Annotated in this window: 16 protein-coding genes and 1 pseudogene; 3 read left to right on the top strand and 14 right to left on the bottom strand. The window is 37.8% G+C overall.

The features are described from left to right. Window positions 1-102: 102 nt before the first annotated feature. The 12 genes from DSY56_RS07010 to DSY56_RS06955 form a co-directional block, all read right to left on the bottom strand. Entirely contained in the window at window positions 103-1020 is a 918-nt protein-coding gene (locus DSY56_RS07010; protein ID WP_050242826.1) for an MBL fold metallo-hydrolase, read from the bottom strand. A gap of 3 nt (window positions 1021-1023) precedes the next feature. Further along, window positions 1024-2124, bottom strand: coding sequence for an acyl-CoA dehydrogenase family protein (locus DSY56_RS07005; protein WP_112444674.1), 1101 nt, complete (start codon window positions 2122-2124; stop codon window positions 1024-1026). A gap of 35 nt (window positions 2125-2159) precedes the next feature. Beyond that, complete coding sequence (locus DSY56_RS07000; protein ID WP_160109916.1) at window positions 2160-3068, bottom strand: LysR family transcriptional regulator; 909 nt, start codon at window positions 3066-3068, stop codon at window positions 2160-2162. A gap of 297 nt (window positions 3069-3365) precedes the next feature. Continuing rightward, a complete protein-coding gene (locus DSY56_RS06995) occupies window positions 3366-4019 on the bottom strand; it encodes a 3-oxoacid CoA-transferase subunit B (RefSeq protein ID WP_050242829.1) in 654 nt (217 codons plus the stop codon). A 1-nt stretch (window position 4020) separates the two neighbouring features. Beyond that, window positions 4021-4743 (bottom strand): CoA transferase subunit A, encoded by a 723-nt coding sequence (locus DSY56_RS06990; protein ID WP_050242830.1) that lies wholly within the window; start codon window positions 4741-4743, stop codon window positions 4021-4023. A 16-nt stretch (window positions 4744-4759) separates the two neighbouring features. Beyond that, window positions 4760-5539 (bottom strand): enoyl-CoA hydratase/isomerase family protein, encoded by a 780-nt coding sequence (locus DSY56_RS06985; RefSeq protein WP_050242831.1) that lies wholly within the window; start codon window positions 5537-5539, stop codon window positions 4760-4762. 605 nt (window positions 5540-6144) lie between these two features. After that, window positions 6145-7323, bottom strand: a complete 1179-nt coding sequence (locus DSY56_RS06980) for an acetyl-CoA C-acetyltransferase (protein WP_050252602.1) — start codon at window positions 7321-7323, stop codon at window positions 6145-6147. A 17-nt stretch (window positions 7324-7340) separates the two neighbouring features. Next, window positions 7341-8186: a 3-hydroxybutyryl-CoA dehydrogenase gene (locus DSY56_RS06975; protein ID WP_050242833.1), complete on the bottom strand. Its 846-nt coding sequence runs from the start codon at window positions 8184-8186 to the stop codon at window positions 7341-7343. Between the two features lie 81 nt (window positions 8187-8267). After that, window positions 8268-9476 (bottom strand): acyl-CoA dehydrogenase FadE, encoded by a 1209-nt coding sequence (gene fadE, locus DSY56_RS06970; RefSeq protein ID WP_050242834.1) that lies wholly within the window; start codon window positions 9474-9476, stop codon window positions 8268-8270. Window positions 9477-10000: 524 nt separating this feature from the next. Further along, the gene (hpf, locus tag DSY56_RS06965) at window positions 10001-10549 is read right to left on the bottom strand and encodes a ribosome hibernation-promoting factor, HPF/YfiA family (protein WP_050073478.1); all 549 of its coding nucleotides are present in this window, start codon (window positions 10547-10549) and stop codon (window positions 10001-10003) included. A gap of 79 nt (window positions 10550-10628) precedes the next feature. Beyond that, on the bottom strand, window positions 10629-11291 hold the full coding sequence (locus tag DSY56_RS06960; protein ID WP_112444672.1) for a ComF family protein: 663 nt from the start codon (window positions 11289-11291) through the stop codon (window positions 10629-10631). Continuing rightward, window positions 11288-12586 (bottom strand): DEAD/DEAH box helicase, encoded by a 1299-nt coding sequence (locus DSY56_RS06955; RefSeq protein ID WP_112444670.1) that lies wholly within the window; start codon window positions 12584-12586, stop codon window positions 11288-11290. Before DSY56_RS06955 ends, DSY56_RS06960 begins: the two co-directional genes overlap by 4 nt. A 56-nt stretch (window positions 12587-12642) precedes the next feature. Here DSY56_RS06955 and DSY56_RS06950 point away from each other — a divergent pair, with 56 nt between their 5' ends. From DSY56_RS06950 to cysK, 3 genes and pseudogenes are all read left to right on the top strand, one after another. After that, entirely contained in the window at window positions 12643-13278 is a 636-nt protein-coding gene (locus tag DSY56_RS06950) for a YigZ family protein (protein WP_112444668.1), read from the top strand. 93 nt (window positions 13279-13371) lie between these two features. Further along, window positions 13372-13467 (top strand): annotated as a pseudogene (locus tag DSY56_RS12380) (PH domain-containing protein); the annotation flags it as partial. A gap of 96 nt (window positions 13468-13563) precedes the next feature. Beyond that, window positions 13564-14490 (top strand): cysteine synthase A, encoded by a 927-nt coding sequence (gene cysK, locus DSY56_RS06940; RefSeq protein ID WP_112444666.1) that lies wholly within the window; start codon window positions 13564-13566, stop codon window positions 14488-14490. Window positions 14491-14611: 121 nt separating this feature from the next. Here cysK and tsf read toward each other — a convergent pair whose 3' ends face one another. After that, window positions 14612-15652: a translation elongation factor Ts gene (tsf, locus tag DSY56_RS06935; RefSeq protein ID WP_000808091.1), complete on the bottom strand. Its 1041-nt coding sequence runs from the start codon at window positions 15650-15652 to the stop codon at window positions 14612-14614. Between the two features lie 79 nt (window positions 15653-15731). Next, window positions 15732-16511: a 30S ribosomal protein S2 gene (gene rpsB / locus DSY56_RS06930; protein ID WP_014017378.1), complete on the bottom strand. Its 780-nt coding sequence runs from the start codon at window positions 16509-16511 to the stop codon at window positions 15732-15734. Between the last annotated feature and the right edge of the window lie 294 nt (window positions 16512-16805).

The raw sequence follows: 16805 nt of genomic DNA, 5'->3' as shown, positions 1-16805 counted from the left end.
AATACTCCTTTATTTTCTGTTGCTTCTTGTTGGCGTATGGGTAGTCATCCCACCTGATCCAAGTCAACAAGAAAATGAAATCATTTGTCTCCTTATATACGACTATCCTAAAAAAATTGGTTTGCGATCTTGCCTATCTGTAAAAGGAATTATTGGAGGTCGAGAGCGTGGCACATAATCTACAAATTCTTTACCTTCTTTATCAAACTGGGCGACTGCTAAAAATTGATCATGATAAAAGAAAAATTTATAGTCATTTTCAAAAGCTTGACGGAGCCACTTCTCTTTTGCCAAGATTGATTTCATAGGGTAATCATCCACTGCAGGAACCCACAGAGAATTCCGATGAACATGTGTCAACATCAAATCTCCCATATGAATCATCGTATCCTTTCCTTGTTTCAATAGAATAATACTATGACCATTACTATGACCACTCGTACGAATCATTTGAATTTCTGGAATCACATTAATGTATTCTGAAAAAGTTGTTACTTGCTTTTCAATTGGTTCCCAGTTTTCTCTAAGATAAGTGCCTTTTGTCCGATTATTAGGATTTCGCATTTCATACCATTCGACATCGTTTACAATGATTTTTGCTTTGGGATACTTGGATACCAAGTCTCCAGAGACATCTCTATAGGTTAAACCACCTGAATGATCATGATGCATATGAGTCATGAGAACAACATCAATCTGACTAGTAGTCAATCCTAAGAGTTCCAAACTCTCCTCAACCCTGCTCTCTGATAAAATACCTAAATTTCGTCTTTGTTTTTCTGATAATTTAGCTGTATCAAAACTAGTATCAATAAGGTAATTTTTCTCCTTATATTGAATCAAAATTGGATCTGTTAGCTCAGCCATCATATTATCCTCATTGGTTGGATAATAGCGCGACCATACAACTTTAGGAACAGGGCCAAAAAGTGTTCCTGCATCAGTTAATTTATCTGCACCACGTAGCCAAGTCAACTTCATATCATGGAACTGGTATTCCTGTAGTGTGAGATTTGTCATTCTTTACTCCTTTAGCCACTGACAGGCAATTCGCTTGCGAATCGAATCTCCTGATTTACCATACATTTCAAGCGTTTTAGCATCTTTTAAATACCGATCAATGGGAATATCTTCCACAGTATGCAAGGGGCTCATCAACCGAATAATATCCTCAGAAATCTCCAAGGCAACTTTTGTTGTATAAAGTTTAATCTGACATACAAACAAAAGTGCATCTCCCATGTTATCTTGATACGAATTAAAATACGCTTTTGCTGAACACAATTTTGTATACAAGTCTGCAAACTGATACTGATAAACAGTTGCATCTAGTAAACGATTGCCAAACCCACGTTTAACTTTCACAAAAGACAATCCTTTTTCAAATGCACCTTCAGCAACTCCGAGGGAGACTGCACTAAGACCAAGCTGTAATTTTTGAAGAATATCATTCAATTGTTCATCACCTGATAAGCTCAAACCCAATAATCTGTCTTGCGTCAGAAGCACATTGTCAAAGGCAACAGAACTGATGGGTAACCCCTTTAGACCTGGTTTGCTAATGTCATCACCAATAACAACACCTGGGTCTCTTGTATCGACTATGAAAAAACCAAAAGAATCTTTTCCCCCATCTGCTTCTATCTTCGCAAGTATCAATAAAATATCAGCAAATCGACAATTAGACACAATTGATTTTTTACCTGATAAACGCCAACCAGTAGCTGTTTTCGCAGCAGTAGTTTCAATTACTGACAAACTTTCCATGGATTTTCCTTCAGAGAATCCCAAGCCTACTAATCTCTCACCTTTTACTAATGATTCAAGATAGTGAGACTGCTGGTCTATGGTTCCAAAACGCATAAAAGGGTAGATTCCATAGTAAGCTTGAGTCAATAAAATTGTAGAAAATGCTGGAAAATACTTTGCAATCAGACGAATAAGAGTTAGAAAAGGTACAGTCGACCCATCAAGCTGACTATCTACACAAGAGGAAAAAATATTATATTTATCAATAAATTTAGAGAGCAATTCTTTCGGAAATTGATTTTCATCCTCTCTGTTCCTCAAATAGGGTAAAAGTAAATTCCGTAACTCTTGCTCCAAGGCATTATTATCAATCATCATCTTCACCTCAAAATCATCATCTTCACCTCAATTTAATTATCAGCAACAGGTTGGTAATAATCCCTCAATAGCTCTTCGTAAACATATGATTCAACCTCACTATAGGAAGATTTATATGGTCTACAAAACCAAATATTAAATGGAATCGGATCTTTAAAAGTCACTGCTTTAAAGCGACTACTATCTACTAGATGGCTAATCGGTTTAGGTAAAATCGCGATTAAGTCCGTTTGGTAAGTTGACTCAACCAAAAAGTCCCATGTAGAGGAAAGATAAGCAAATTTAGGAGAAATTCCCTGTGAAGCGAATTTTTCAGTAACCAAATCATAAGTAGTAAAGGACTTATTAAAGGTTGCTATCTCATAGTCAGATATATCTGACCATTCCAACAATCCTTTATCTGAAAGTGGATGATTTTTATCCATATAAGCAACATACTCATCCAGTTGGATAACATGCTGATCAAACTTCTTTGTATCCAACAAAGTAGGCTCAATCAAAAATGCTAGGCTCAAATCTCCTTCCGTCATTTTTTGACGAATTTCTTTTCCCCCTCCTTCTGTCACTTGTATATGGATATGAGGGTTATTTTTGAAAAATTGTGGAAGCAAACTAGCAAAATACACACGTAAAATCAAGGATGGAATTCCAAGGTTTATTGTCCCTTTTTGTTTTTGCGCTTCACTATGAATCATGGAAAGCATTTCTTCATGACGATTCACAATCTCAGTAGCAAACCGATAAATCTTTCTTCCAGCTCCAGTGAGACTTTCTAATCTCCCATTTTTTCTATGAAATAACTGAACCCCTTCAGTCGCTTCAAAATTTGTTACAAACTGACTTAAGGCAGACTGACTGATGTGGATTTTTTTCGCAGCAATGGAAAGATTACATCCACATTCTATAATATTGATAAAATAATTCATTTGAATAATATCCACTGGCCAATCACCTCTCTTTCCTTCGCTACTATAGATACTATCTTTTTCACCAAACTTATACGCAAACAGGAAACTCTAAACTAACACAAGCTCAGTTCTATCTCCGTTATTTATACAAGCTACCCAATAATTAAATCTTATAGCAAATCATATAATTTAGAAATCTTTCAACCTCTTTTCATTAGGTATAGTCTGTTAGATAACTATTGCACTCTCATTTATAAATCGCTTACAAAAGTTATCAATATATATCATACCACACTATGAAAAAAATAGCTTCCTAACGATTGCTCATTATCAAATAGGCATGATTTTCAAATCATCTGAAACAATAACATCTCCGTCTGTCTTTTCAAGGACTTCCTCTAAAGTCACACCAGGAGCTAATTCCTTCAATAAGAATTTACCATCTTGGATTCCAAAAACAGCTAAATCAGTAATAATCAAATCCAATACTCCTTTAGCTGATAAAGGAAGGGTACACTCTTTCAACAATTTTGATTGACCATCCCCTGTCGTATGTTGAATCGCACCAATAACACGTTTTGCTCCAACCAGTAAGTCCATAGCACCACCCATACCTGGAGCAAACTTACCTGGAATAATCCAGTTTGCGATACTACCGTCTTGGCTCACTTCAAGTGCACCTAATACTGTAGCATCCACATGACCTCCACGAATAATCGCAAAAGATGTTTGCAAATCAAACAAGGCGGCTCCTGGCAACAAGGTGATTGGGGCACCTCCCGAATTTGCCAAGTTTGCATTGTATCCATCTTTGGTAGGGGTTTCCCCAAAACGAAGAGCTCCATTTTCTGCTTGAAGAATGACATTAACTCCCTCAGGGATATAATCGGCAGATGCATTTGGAATACCAAATCCCAGATTCACAACATCCCCATCTTTAAACTCAAGCGCCACACGTCTTGCAATAATTTCTTTTGCCTTCATTTTAGTTTACCCCCGCAAGTTTCTTAGTCTCTGTCCACAAATCACCCATCATTTTATGATGCTCTTCTGGAGACAATCCCTGAACAACATAATCGACAAGGATACCTGGGATGTAAATATCATTAGGATCAATTTCTCCCACTTCTAACAACTCATTAGTTTCTACAATGACTGTATTAGCTGCCAAAGCTAGCTGAAGTGAAATATTTTTTGTCGTACCGTCCAAGTATAAGTTTCCATACTTGTCTGCCTTCGTAGCCTTAATCAAAGCTACATCAATCTTCAATGGATCATAAATTAAATATTCTTTTCCATTGCGAGTAACCTTCTCCTGATCTTTTTCCAAAATAGTACCTACACCTGTTGGTGTCAATACTGCTCCTAGACCAGCTCCAGCTGCATGTAATCGTTCAACAACAGTTCCCATTGGAGTAAATTCAACTTCCATATTTCCACTGAAATACTCATGTTGAGCTGCTGCAGACGTTCCTACGTGAGCTGCAATGTATTTTTTAACTTGGTGATTTTCACAAAGACGCCCCACACCGACTTCCTTACCAGGTTGAGATGTTACGACTGATACCAATGTCAAATCTTGCTGGTTTTGAGAAACCAATTCTTCAATCAATTCAAGTGGTTCCCCTACTCCAAGAAAACCTGAAATTCCTACTTTATCTCCTGAGTGAATCAAGGAAATTGCATCCGATAATGTTACAACTTGCATCTTCTATCTCCTCTTTCTATTTACGCTGAAACTCAGCTTTGCGTTTCTCAACAAAAGCGCGCATTCCTTCTACCTTATCTTCTGTTGAGAAGAGGAGAGCTTCAGCTTCTGTTTCTAATCGAATCGCATTTTTCAGTGGGAGTTCTGATCCAACTTGAATAATATGCTTGGCTTTTTCAACTGCCAAAGGAGCGTTTTTCATAATAGAGACTGCCAATTCCTCAGCTGCTGTCAACAATTCCTCGGCTGCCACCAATTTATTCAAGATGCCTAATTCATAGGCTTCTTGACCTTTAACCATTCTAGCAGTAAAAATTAGTTCTTTTGTCTTGCTGGTACCAATTAAGCGAGACATTCTTTGTGTTCCAGCAAATCCTGGAATAATACCTAGGCCTACCTCTGGAAATCCTACAGTGGTCTTTTCGTAACCAATACGAATATCTGTTGATAGAGCTAATTCCAAACCACCTCCTAAAGCATAACCGTTTAGAACTGCAATAGTTGGTTGCGTTAGTTCAGATAGACGGGTAAACGTATCATTAGCATAGGTCATATAATCATGTGCTTGGATAGGAGACATTTGATCCATCTCTTTGATATCCGCTCCTGCAACAAATGCTTTTTCACCTTGTCCAGTCACAATCACAACACGAATATCATCACTTGCTTCAATTTCGTCTAAAACATGATTTAAGTCAGTCAAAACTTCTGAACTTAAAGCATTCAAAGCTGCTGGACGATTTATTGTAAGGTAACCAATCCCATTCTTCTGCTCTAATAAAACTGTTTTACTCATTATTCTGCTCCTACTTAATTTTTTTTGAGTACAGAGTACAGTGTCAACAAATACCGATACCAAATGTAAGAGCTTACATTTTTATGATAACTCATTTAAATCAATCCGTCTACTTAATCTTAGTTTATAATCCTATAAGTACAACTTATAGTTTAATTTTGCTTCAAATAATCCCCATCAAATGAACGATAACAATCACATAAATACATATATGACCATTAAAAAAATAGTTCATTTCAACAATATCAACTACCTTAAGTCTAGGAAAATATATAGCGAAGTGAATCTGGACTAGTGCAATATCGTTTCTAAACTAATTGATTTGAATTCAAAAATTAAATTGTTAAATTCTTGTTTCACTTTAATATATAAGTTACTTCTTAAACGCCTTTTCCTAACAGCTCTACTACAATTCTTATCCAGCAGACTTAGATCTTAATTTAATCTATGTTCCATGGCTGCTACTAACTTACACTATCAAAAATACCTTATCACGCAGCATCATGAAGAGCATGCGTGATAAGGTATAAGAATTATCAGTTTCCAAATAAAACTCTATTTAATAATGGTATATTAAAAGAAAGACACACGACATAAATAGTTCATTAGCGTTCAACGATAAGAGCTGTGCCCATACCGCCTCCAATACATAGAGTCGCTAATCCAGTTTTGGCATCGCGCTTCATCATCTCATGTACAAGAGTCACTAGGATACGACAACCTGAGGCTCCGATTGGATGACCAAGAGCAATAGCACCACCGTTAACATTGACAATATCTGTATTGAAACCAAGCGTTTTACCAACCGCACAAGCCTGGGCGGCAAAAGCTTCATTTGACTCAATCAAGTCAAGATCATCAACTGTCAAATTGCCTTTTTCAAGAGCCTTGCGTGTCGCATAAATCGGTCCACATCCCATAATCTTAGGATCCAAACCTGCGCTTGCATAAGAACGAATGCGAGCAATCACTGGAAGTCCTAATTCTTCAGCTTTGTCAGCACTCATGACCAAGACAGCTGCTGCTCCATCATTGATACCAGAAGCATTCCCCGCCGTAACAGAGCCGTCTTTTTTGAAAACAGGGCGTAGCTTAGACAAGCTCTCCAAACTAGCATCTTTTCTAGGAAATTCATCTGTATCAAAGACAACCGGATCCCCTTTACGTTGAGGAATGACCACTGGAACGATTTCTTCTTTGAAACGTCCAGATTCTATAGCCGCCACTGCTCTTTTTTGTGATTCTAAAGCAAGAGCATCTTGATCATCTCTGCTAATACCATATTCTTCAGCCACATTCTCAGCTGTAATCCCCATATGATATTCGTTGAAGGCATCAGACAACCCATCTTTAATCATGGTATCAACAACGTTAGAGTCTCCCATACGTCCTCCCCAGCGGAAGTTTGGCAATACGTATGGAGCTTGACTCATATTTTCTGCCCCACCAGCTACGATGATATCAGCATCCCCACACTGAATAGCTTGAGCAGCCAATTGTACTGCCTTCAAACCTGAACCACAAACCTTATTGATAGTAAAAGCTGGTGTAAATTCAGGGAGTCCTGCATGAATACTCATTTGGCGAGCCACATTTTGACCTAAACCTGCACCTAGGACATTCCCCATGATCACTTCATCTACCTGCTCTGGTTTAATATTCGCTTTTTCCAAAACACTCTTAATTACCAAAGAGCCCAATTCGACAGCTGAAATATTCTTCAAGCTTCCTCCAAAGGAACCTAAAGGAGTACGTACCGCCGATACAATAACTACATCTTTCATGACTACCTCCATTTTTTCTAGTAAGTAAAGAATCCTTCTTTTGACTTACGTCCCAATTTTCCAGCCTCTACCATTTTCTTCAAAAGAGGAGCAGGACGGTATTTCTGATCGCCAAATCCTTGGTTCAAAACACCCATAATTGCAAGGCAAACATCCAATCCAATCAAATCGGCCAAAGCTAAGGGACCAATAGGATGATTAGCACCTAGTTTCATTGCCTCATCTATTTCTTCAGCACTAGCAACTCCTTCTCCTAAGATATAAATAGCTTCATTGATCATAGGAATCAATACACGATTTACTACAAATCCATAAGAATCTTTAACATCAACAGGAGTTTTTCCAATTTTCTTTGTAAGTTCACGGATTTCTGCCACTACTTCATCCGAAGTCTGCAAAGCTTTAATCACTTCAACTAATTTCATCACTGGAGCAGGATTAAAAAAGTGCATTCCAATCACACGTTCTTGGTTCTTAGTTGCGGCTGCAATATCTGTGATAGATAGAGAGGAAGTATTTGATGCTAGAATTGTTTTAGAATCTGTGATTTCGTCCAATTGTTTAAATATACTGAGTTTAATATCACGATTTTCAGTCGCAGCCTCGATAACCAATTGTACATTTTTCGCATCTTCATATGAAGTAGAAGGAATTAAATTGGCAACCACTTTGTCTTTCTCATCTGCAGATAGACGTCCTTTTTCAACCGAACGTTCCAACTGTTTTGTTATGTTATTCAATCCTCGTTGAACAAATTCTTCTTTGATATCATTCAAATAAACCGTAAATCCAGCTTGAGCAAATACTTGAGCAATACCACTTCCCATCTGACCAGAGCCAATTATCATTACATTTGAGATCATTTTTTCTCCTTTTTATTCTAAGTAAATCACATTATGAAGCAAGGACGATTGAAAACAAACCCTTCAATCGTCCTAGTTCTATTAAACAAATGCACCCAATCCAGTAATTTCACGACCTACAATCAAAGCATTGACTTCGTGCGAACCTTCATAAGTATAGATTGATTCCGCATCTGCAAAGAATCGTGCCACATCTGTTTCCAAAGTAATACCATTACCACCACATGTTTCACGCGCAAGAGCTACTGTTTCACGCATTACTAAAGAGTTATGCATTTTCGCTAGAGCAGAATTGAGCATCAACTCATTACCCTCTTCCTGCATTTCAGCAATACGAGTTGAATATGCAAGAGCTGCTACAGCATTGGCTTGCATTCTAGCTAATTTTTCTTGAACAATTTGGAATTTGGCAATCGGACGTTTAAACTGTTGACGGTCTTTTGCATATTTAAGAGCTGCCACATATGAACCACATGTTACTCCCATAGCAATGTGCGCTACATCGGCACGAGTAAATGTTAAAATACGTGCTACATCTCCAAATCCATTGATGTTAACCAAACGATCTGAGTCTGGAACTTCTACATTCTTCATTGTAATATGACCATTGCGGATACAACGCAGTGCAATCTTATGTGGAATAGGCTCTGCATGGTAGCCAGGAGCACCTTTACGGACAATAAAACATTTCACCTTACCGTCTGCCACATCACGAGCAAATACAGGAACAACATCTGCTGTATCTGAGCCACCAACCCAACGCTTTTCTCCGTTCAAAATCCACTTATCTCCAACACGCTCAGCAGTTGTTGATAGACCACCAGCAATATCAGATCCAGAAAGCGGTTCTGTTAAGGCAAAACATCCTTGCCAGTCAAATGAAGCCAACTTAGGAAGAAATTCTTTCTGTTGTCTTTCATCCCCACCCAATAAAATAGTGTTATAGCAAAGTCCTCCATGAACTGTATAGAAAGTTGCGATTGAAGCATCGAAGCGAGCTAGTTCTAGATATAAAAAGGTAATATACAATTCAGATGGTTTATAACTTCCTTCACGCCCTTCAAACAATTTTGGATTGTTCATGATTTGAGCACCCTTAGCGACAGCGTAAAATTCCTCAAATGGGAAATCAGGTTTTTCCCAGTATTCGTTGATAACTGGACGTAGATGTTTTTCAATCAAACGACGAGTTTCTTGTAGTACTTCAGCTTCCCCTAATGTTAAACCATCAGCGTAATGAAAGAGATCCTCAGGATATAGTTCACGTAAAATTTCTTGTTTTGTTGCCATAGTTATGACTCCTTCTTTTATTTTAAGAACGCTTACATTTTATTGCTCGCTATTTGTTGACAAGTCCATTCTATCGCTTCAACCAGTATTTTGTCTACTTAATAAAAATGAATAGAGCTATAAGTTGAATTTATAGATAGTTCTTCCACTTACTTTTTGAAAATTTATCCATAGAGACAAGCCATCTCTCTTATATAATCAATAACTGTTTTCTTCCAAACTTCCATTCTACAATCTACATACCCTCTAATGTCTCAGTAATTATTTAGATATCTATTACTCCTCATAGCTACTTGTATTACAAAAGACAAAATAGATAAAAAATACTTAAACTAGACATAATCGCTTTATATAGTGAAATAAAATCTAAACAAATTGACTAGGAAATTCAATCCAGTTACTAGCAATATTTTAACACCTAATACGTTCAACTCTAATTTCAATTAGCTACACAAACTCCCTCTTTCTTGAAATATAAAAAGTGATTTACCCGAAAGTAAACCACTTTTTATATTTCATTTTTCTTAAGATTCTTTAACTTCTAACAAACCAATTTCGCCATCCTCACGACGATAAATCACATTAGTTGTTTGATCTTCAACATCCACATAGATAAAGAAATCATGTCCCAACAAATCCATCTGTAGAATAGCTTCTTCCAAATCCATTGGTTTTAAATCAATTTGTTTTGAACGAACAACTTTAGACTGGACAACATTTGAATCTTCCACCAAAGCATCTGTAAATAATTGACTAGTTGCTACCTTATTTTTATTTTTACGCTCGATTTTTGTTTTATTTTTACGAATCTGACGTTCAATTTTATCAGTTACAAGGTCAATTGAACCATACATATCTTGAGACACATCTTCTGCGCGGAGAGTAATAGATCCAAGCGGAATCGTTACTTCCACTTTAGCCGTTTTTTCACGATAAACTTTTAAGTTAATTCGGGCATCCAACTCTTGTTCTGGCTGAAAGTACTTTTCGATCTTTTCGAGTTTAGAAACTACATAATCACGAATTGCTTCTGTTACTTCTAGGTTTTCACCACGGATACTATATTTAATCATATGAGTACCTTCTTTCTAAACATTTTTGTTTTTATGATTTTATTATAACGCTTTCATTCTATTTTTGCAAATTTTTTCCTCATCTTACAAGGGAAAATGTTTTTACATCCTTAGCATCAGCTTCTTCCAACATTCTCTTAACACGATTTATAGTTGCTCCTGTAGTATAGATATCATCTATAAGTAGGATTTTTTTAGGAATAGTGACTCCACTTTTAATAAAGAAAGGAAGTTCTGTCCCCAAGCGCTCTGAACGATTTTTAGAAGAACTGGCTCTCTCTTCTCTTTTCCCTAGTAAATCCAGATACGAAAAACCTGCTGCCTCTACCAAGCCCTCAACCTGATTAAATCCTCTGTCAAGCAATCTTTCAGGGCTTAGGGGAATTACGACAAATCTATACTCTTTGTACTTTTTTAACTCCGCACTTAAAAATGAAGCGAAAACTTTTCTTAACAGGAAGTCTCCATCAAACTTATACCGACTGAAAAAATCCTTCATAGCTTGATCGTAAGTAAAAATCGCTCTATGACTGACTTCAACTCCTTCTTTACACCAAAGTTGACAATCTTGACATTTTGTTGACAAACCTGTTTTCATACAATTTGGACAATTCTCTTCCCCAATTCTTTCAAAAGTAAAATCACAGTCTGAACAAAGACAAGAATCATCATTCCTCAGAAGTAATAGACTACTAAAAGTTAAAACAGTCTTCATAATCTGCCCACATAACAAGCACTTCATAGACCAGCCTCCTTATTCATCATCTGAATTTCCTTAATCGCCTTCTTGATTGAAGCATTTAACCCATCATGGAAGAAAAGCAAATCTCCTGTCGGTCTATCCATGCTTCGTCCAACTCGTCCACCAATCTGAATCAAGCTTGACTTAGTAAACAGACGATGATTAGCCTCTACTACGAAAACATCCACACAAGGGAAGGTAACTCCACGCTCCAAGATCGTCGTACTGATAAGTATTGTCAGTTCTCCATCTCGAAATGCTTGTACCTGCTCTAATCTATCCTCTGTTACAGAAGATACAAAACCAATTTTCTCATTTGGAAATTGCTCCTGTAAGATTTCTTTTAACTGCTCCCCTTTCTTAATTTCTGAAGCAAAAATGAGTAACGGATAAGCTGTCTTTCTCTGTTTCTCAATATAAGTCTTTAACTTTGGTGACAAACGATTCCTATCTAAGTAGCGATTAAAATCCGATAACCAAATTGATTTTGGAATAATCAACGGATTTCCATGAAATCGTCTCGGTAAGCTCAGTCTTTTTAGTTCTCCTAAACGGACCTTTTTATCTAACTCATCGGTCGAAGTCGCTGTTAAAAAGATTCTCAATCCATTCTCCTTTACACTATTCTTGACAGCGTGGTAAAGCGTGGGATTGTCAACATAAGGAAAAGCATCTACTTCATCTACTATCAGCAAATCAAAAGCTTGATAAAATTTCAATAACTGATGGGTCGTCGCAACAACTAGTGGTGTTCGAAAATACGGCTTTGATTCTCCATGTAGGAGGGCTATCTCGCAAGAAAAATCCTTTTGCAGGCGCTTGTATAGCTCCAAACAAACATCTATGCGAGGACTAGCCAAACATACTGAACCACCCCTATTAATCACCTTAGCCACAACTTGATAAATCATTTCTGTCTTTCCAGCCCCTGTTACCGCATGTACTAAGGTTGGCTCGTGCTTGTCTACTGCTTGAAGCAGTCCCTCTGACACCTTCTCTTGAAAAGGAGTTAATTGACCACGCCATTTAAGAATATCTTGCTTCGGAAAATCCTCCTGCGGAAAATAGTATAAAGCTTGATCACTCCTGACTCGCTTCATCAGCAAGCACTCTCGACAATAGTAAGCACCGATGGGCAAATACCATTCTTCTAGAATAGTACTATTACAACGTTGACAGAAAATCTTCCCCTTTTCCTTTCTCATTGCTGGAAGTTTCTCCGCCAACTGACGCTCCTCTTCTGTTAATTCATTCTCCGTAAACAAACGACCGAGATAATTTGGATTTACTTTCATACTTCTTTATTCGTAAAAACCTAGCGCTTTAGATGATTTTTTAGTACAATTAAATCATGGAATTTAGAACAATTAAAGAGGACGGTCAAGTCCAAGAAGAAATCAAAAAATCCCGCTTTATCTGTCATGCCAAGCGTGTTTATAGCGAAGAAGAGGCTCGTGACTTCATTACTGCTATCAAAAAAGAACACTACAAAGCTACGCATAACTGCTCTGCATTTATTATTGGGGAACGTAGTGAAATCAAACGTACAAGTGATGATGGCGAGCCTAGTGGCACTGCTGGTGTTCCCATGCTTGGGGTACTAGAAAATCACAATCTCACCAATGTCTGTGTGGTCGTGACACGCTACTTTGGTGGTATTAAACTAGGCGCTGGAGGACTAATTCGTGCGTACGCAGGCAGTGTTGCCTTAGCCGTCAAAGAAATTGGCATCATTGAAATAAAGGAACAAGCTGGCATTGCTATTCAAATATCTTACGCTCAGTACCAAGAGTACAGTAACTTCCTTAAAGAACATAATCTCATGGAGCTAGATACAAATTTTACAGATCAAGTCGATACGATGATTTATGTTGATAAAGAAGAAAAAGAAACTATTAAAGCTGCACTGGTGGAGTTTTTTAATGGAAAAGTCACTTTAACTGATCAAGGTTTACGCGAAGTTGAGGTTCCTGTAAACCTAGTGTAAACAATAGATAATACAGTGTTTCACTGATATTTTCACCGCTACTTTAATTAGCAACATAAAAAGGTTCTTGCCAAGAGTTACTAGAAAATGAAGCAATTCAAAAAGAAAACTGATAACTTTCTTCTTTACACCTATTTACTAAAATTAACTTATCACAATCGCTTAAAAATTAATGGCTTAGACCTGTGATATAAAAAAATCCTATCACTTCGATAGGATTTCTATATTTTACAAATGGTATAGATAGCGTTATACTAGATATATCTTATACAAAGAGGTATTCATATGTCTATTTATAACAACATTACTGAACTAATCGGTCAAACTCCGATTGTTAAACTAAACAACATTGTGCCAGAAGGTGCTGCAGATGTCTATGTAAAACTTGAAGCATTTAACCCTGGTTCTTCTGTAAAAGACCGTATTGCTCTTAGCATGATTGAAAAAGCTGAACAAGACGGTATTCTGAAACCTGGTTCTACTATTGTTGAAGCAACAAGTGGAAACACTGGTATTGGACTTTCATGGGTAGGGGCTGCTAAAGGGTATAAAGTTGTTATCGTTATGCCTGAAACTATGAGTGTGGAACGACGTAAGATTATCCAAGCTTATGGTGCTGAACTCGTCCTAACTCCTGGTAGCGAGGGAATGAAAGGTGCTATTGCTAAGGCTCAAGAAATCGCTGCTGAACGTGATGGTTTCCTTCCTCTTCAATTTGACAACCCAGCTAATCCAGAAGTACACGAAAGAACAACAGGAGCTGAGATACTAGCTGCTTTCGGTAAAGATGGATTAGATGCCTTTGTTGCTGGGGTTGGTACCGGTGGAACAATTTCTGGTGTTTCTCATGCACTCAAATCAGCAAATTCAAATATTCAAGTTTATGCAGTGGAAGCTGATGAATCTGCTATTCTATCTGGTGAAAAACCTGGTCCTCACAAAATTCAAGGTATCTCAGCTGGATTTATTCCTGATACACTTGATACAAACGCCTATGATGGTATTGTTCGTGTAACATCAGATGATGCTCTTGCACTCGGACGTGAAATTGGTGGAAAAGAAGGCTTCCTTGTAGGGATTTCTTCAGCTGCAGCTATCTACGGAGCCATCGAAATTGCCAAAAAATTAGGTTCAGGTAAAAAAGTCCTTGCTCTAGCACCAGATAACGGTGAACGTTATCTCTCTACAGCACTCTATGAATTTGAAGTTTAGTCTCCTAAATACAATTGGCCCTTATTATAGGGCTTTTTATTTTTACCTTGAAAATAGGAAGTTCTCCCTATAAGGATCGACTGCATAGAAAAAAGGAAGCAAATTTACTTCCTTTCTATAATTAGTTATTCAAGGCTGCTGCCATTGTAGCTGCAACTTCAGCTTCAAAGTCGTTTGCAGCTTTCTCAATACCTTCACCAACTTCAAAGCGAGCGAACTCAACTACTGAAGCGTTAACTGATTCAAGATATGCTTCAACTGTCTTGCTGTCATCCATGATGTAAACTTGTGCAAGAAGTGTGTAAGCTTGGTCAACTTTAGTATTGTCAAGCATGAAGCGATCCATTTTACCTGGGATGATTTTGTCCCAGATTTTTTCTGGTTTGCCTTCTGCAGCCAACTCAGCTTTGATGTCAGCTTCAGCTTGAGCAATAACATCATCAGTCAATTGAGCTTTTGATCCATATTTCAAGTGTGGGAGAGCTGGTTTGTTAACCATTGCACGGCTTTCGTTATCTTGGTCGATAACGTGGTTCAATTGTGCCAACTCATCTTTAACAAATTGCTCATCCAATTCTTTGTATGAAAGAACTGTTGGTTTCATAGCAGCAATGTGCATTGAAATTTGTTTAGCAAGTGCTTCGTCTCCACCTTCGATTACAGAGATAACACCGATACGTCCACCGTTGTGTTGGTATGCTCCGAAGTGTTGTGCATCTGTTTTTTCAATCAAAGCAAAGCGACGGAATGAGATTTTTTCTCCGATAGTCGCTGTTGCAGATACGTATGCAGCTTCAAGAGTTTCACCTGAAGGCATAGTCAAAGCAAGTGCTTCCTCATTATTAGCTGGTTTTCCTTCAACGATTGCTTTAGCTGTTGCGTTTACCAACTCAACAAATTGAGCGTTTTTCGCAACGAAGTCAGTTTCAGCATTTACTTCAACAACTGCTGCAATGTTACCGTCAACATAAACACCAGTCAAACCTTCTGCAGCAACACGGTCAGCTTTCTTAGCTGCTTTTGCCATACCTTTTTCGCGAAGCAATTCAATCGCTTTTTCGATATCGCCTTCCACTTCAACCAATGCTTTTTTAGCGTCCATAACACCAGCACCAGATTTTTCACGCAACTCTTTAACAAGTTTAGCTGTAATTTCTGCCATTTTGATTCTCCTATATTTTTTAAAAATAGGAGAGCAGGGCTAAGCCCCGCCCTCCTAGGTAATTACTATTTATTATGAATTAAGCGTTGTCGCCTTCTACAACTTCAACGATTTCTTCAATTGAATCTGCTTGAGTTTCTGAAGCTGCAAATTCTGCTTCAACTGCTGCTGCATCCTCACCTTGACGTCCTTCGATGATAGCGTCAGCCAATTTAGCTGTGATCAATTTAACAGCGCGGATAGCGTCATCGTTAGCTGGGATGATTACATCGATATCATCTGGATCAGTGTTTGTGTCAACCATCGCTACAACTGGGATTCCCAATTTTTTAGCTTCTTTAACTGCAATTTGCTCTTTATGTGGGTCAACTACGTACATCACATCTGGGATACGAGGCATATCTTCGATACCACCCAAGAATTTTTCAAGACGCGCACGTTGTTTGTTAAGAAGTGCAACTTCTTTCTTAGGAAGAACTTCGAAAGTTCCATCTTCTTCCATACGTTTGATTTCTTTCAAACGAGCGATACGTTTTTGGATTGTTCCCCAGTTTGTAAGAGTTCCACCCAACCAACGGTGGTTGATGAAGTATTGACCTGAACGTACTGCTTCTTCAGCAACTGCATCAGCTGCTTGTTTCTTAGTACCAACGAACAATACAACTGCATCGTTAGCTGCCGCATCACGCATGAAGTCGTATGCTTGGTCAGCGTATTTTACAGTTTGTTGCAAGTCGATAACGTGGATTCCGTTACGCTCTGTAAAGATGTATTTAGCCATCTTAGGGTTCCAGCGACGAGTTTGGTGACCAAAGTGTACACCAGCCTCAAGAAGTTGTTTCATTGAAATTACTGCCATGAGTATTTCTCCTTTTTGTTTTTTTCCTCTTCTTGACTTCAACTCGCAAAACGACCCAAGAGCAACTGCTTCACAATTCATCAAGAATGAGTATTATCGTTCACACGACAATTTTCATTTTACCATACTTTTCCAATATTTTCAAGCTATTTTGATATAATTTTTAAGGCTCTATAATATTTGTAGTGGGTAAATCCCCTATAGATATTATGGAGCCTATTTTGTTGTAGAAAAAAAGTCCCATATGACCTATAATGAAAAGCGACAAAACAACTCATTAGAAAGAATCATATG

It is taken from the genome of Streptococcus sp. 596553, assembly GCF_900411395.1.
Lineage (GTDB): Bacteria > Bacillota > Bacilli > Lactobacillales > Streptococcaceae > Streptococcus > Streptococcus mitis_BA.
Note: the sequence above shows the minus strand (reverse complement) of the source record. Positions and strands in the feature narration are given on the sequence as shown.

What these genes read in the sequence shown, in the direction of transcription:
- DSY56_RS06980 (WP_050252602.1), bottom strand. Translation starts at nt 7,323, where the DNA reads ATGAAAGATGTAGTTATTGTATCGGCGGTACGTACTCCTTTAGGTTCC.
- DSY56_RS06990 (WP_050242830.1), bottom strand. Translation starts at nt 4,743, where the DNA reads ATGCAAGTTGTAACATTATCGGATGCAATTTCCTTGATTCACTCAGGA.
- hpf (WP_050073478.1), bottom strand. Translation starts at nt 10,549, where the DNA reads ATGATTAAATATAGTATCCGTGGTGAAAACCTAGAAGTAACAGAAGCA.
- DSY56_RS06975 (WP_050242833.1), bottom strand. Translation starts at nt 8,186, where the DNA reads ATGATCTCAAATGTAATGATAATTGGCTCTGGTCAGATGGGAAGTGGT.
- DSY56_RS07005 (WP_112444674.1), bottom strand. Translation starts at nt 2,124, where the DNA reads ATGATTGATAATAATGCCTTGGAGCAAGAGTTACGGAATTTACTTTTA.
- fadE (WP_050242834.1), bottom strand. Translation starts at nt 9,476, where the DNA reads ATGGCAACAAAACAAGAAATTTTACGTGAACTATATCCTGAGGATCTC.
- tsf (WP_000808091.1), bottom strand. Translation starts at nt 15,652, where the DNA reads ATGGCAGAAATTACAGCTAAACTTGTTAAAGAGTTGCGTGAAAAATCT.
- cysK (WP_112444666.1), top strand. Translation starts at nt 13,564, where the DNA reads ATGTCTATTTATAACAACATTACTGAACTAATCGGTCAAACTCCGATT.
- DSY56_RS06985 (WP_050242831.1), bottom strand. Translation starts at nt 5,539, where the DNA reads ATGAGTAAAACAGTTTTATTAGAGCAGAAGAATGGGATTGGTTACCTT.
- DSY56_RS06950 (WP_112444668.1), top strand. Translation starts at nt 12,643, where the DNA reads ATGGAATTTAGAACAATTAAAGAGGACGGTCAAGTCCAAGAAGAAATC.
- DSY56_RS07010 (WP_050242826.1), bottom strand. Translation starts at nt 1,020, where the DNA reads ATGACAAATCTCACACTACAGGAATACCAGTTCCATGATATGAAGTTG.
- rpsB (WP_014017378.1), bottom strand. Translation starts at nt 16,511, where the DNA reads ATGGCAGTAATTTCAATGAAACAACTTCTTGAGGCTGGTGTACACTTT.
- DSY56_RS06995 (WP_050242829.1), bottom strand. Translation starts at nt 4,019, where the DNA reads ATGAAGGCAAAAGAAATTATTGCAAGACGTGTGGCGCTTGAGTTTAAA.
- DSY56_RS06960 (WP_112444672.1), bottom strand. Translation starts at nt 11,291, where the DNA reads ATGAAGTGCTTGTTATGTGGGCAGATTATGAAGACTGTTTTAACTTTT.
- DSY56_RS06955 (WP_112444670.1), bottom strand. Translation starts at nt 12,586, where the DNA reads ATGAAAGTAAATCCAAATTATCTCGGTCGTTTGTTTACGGAGAATGAA.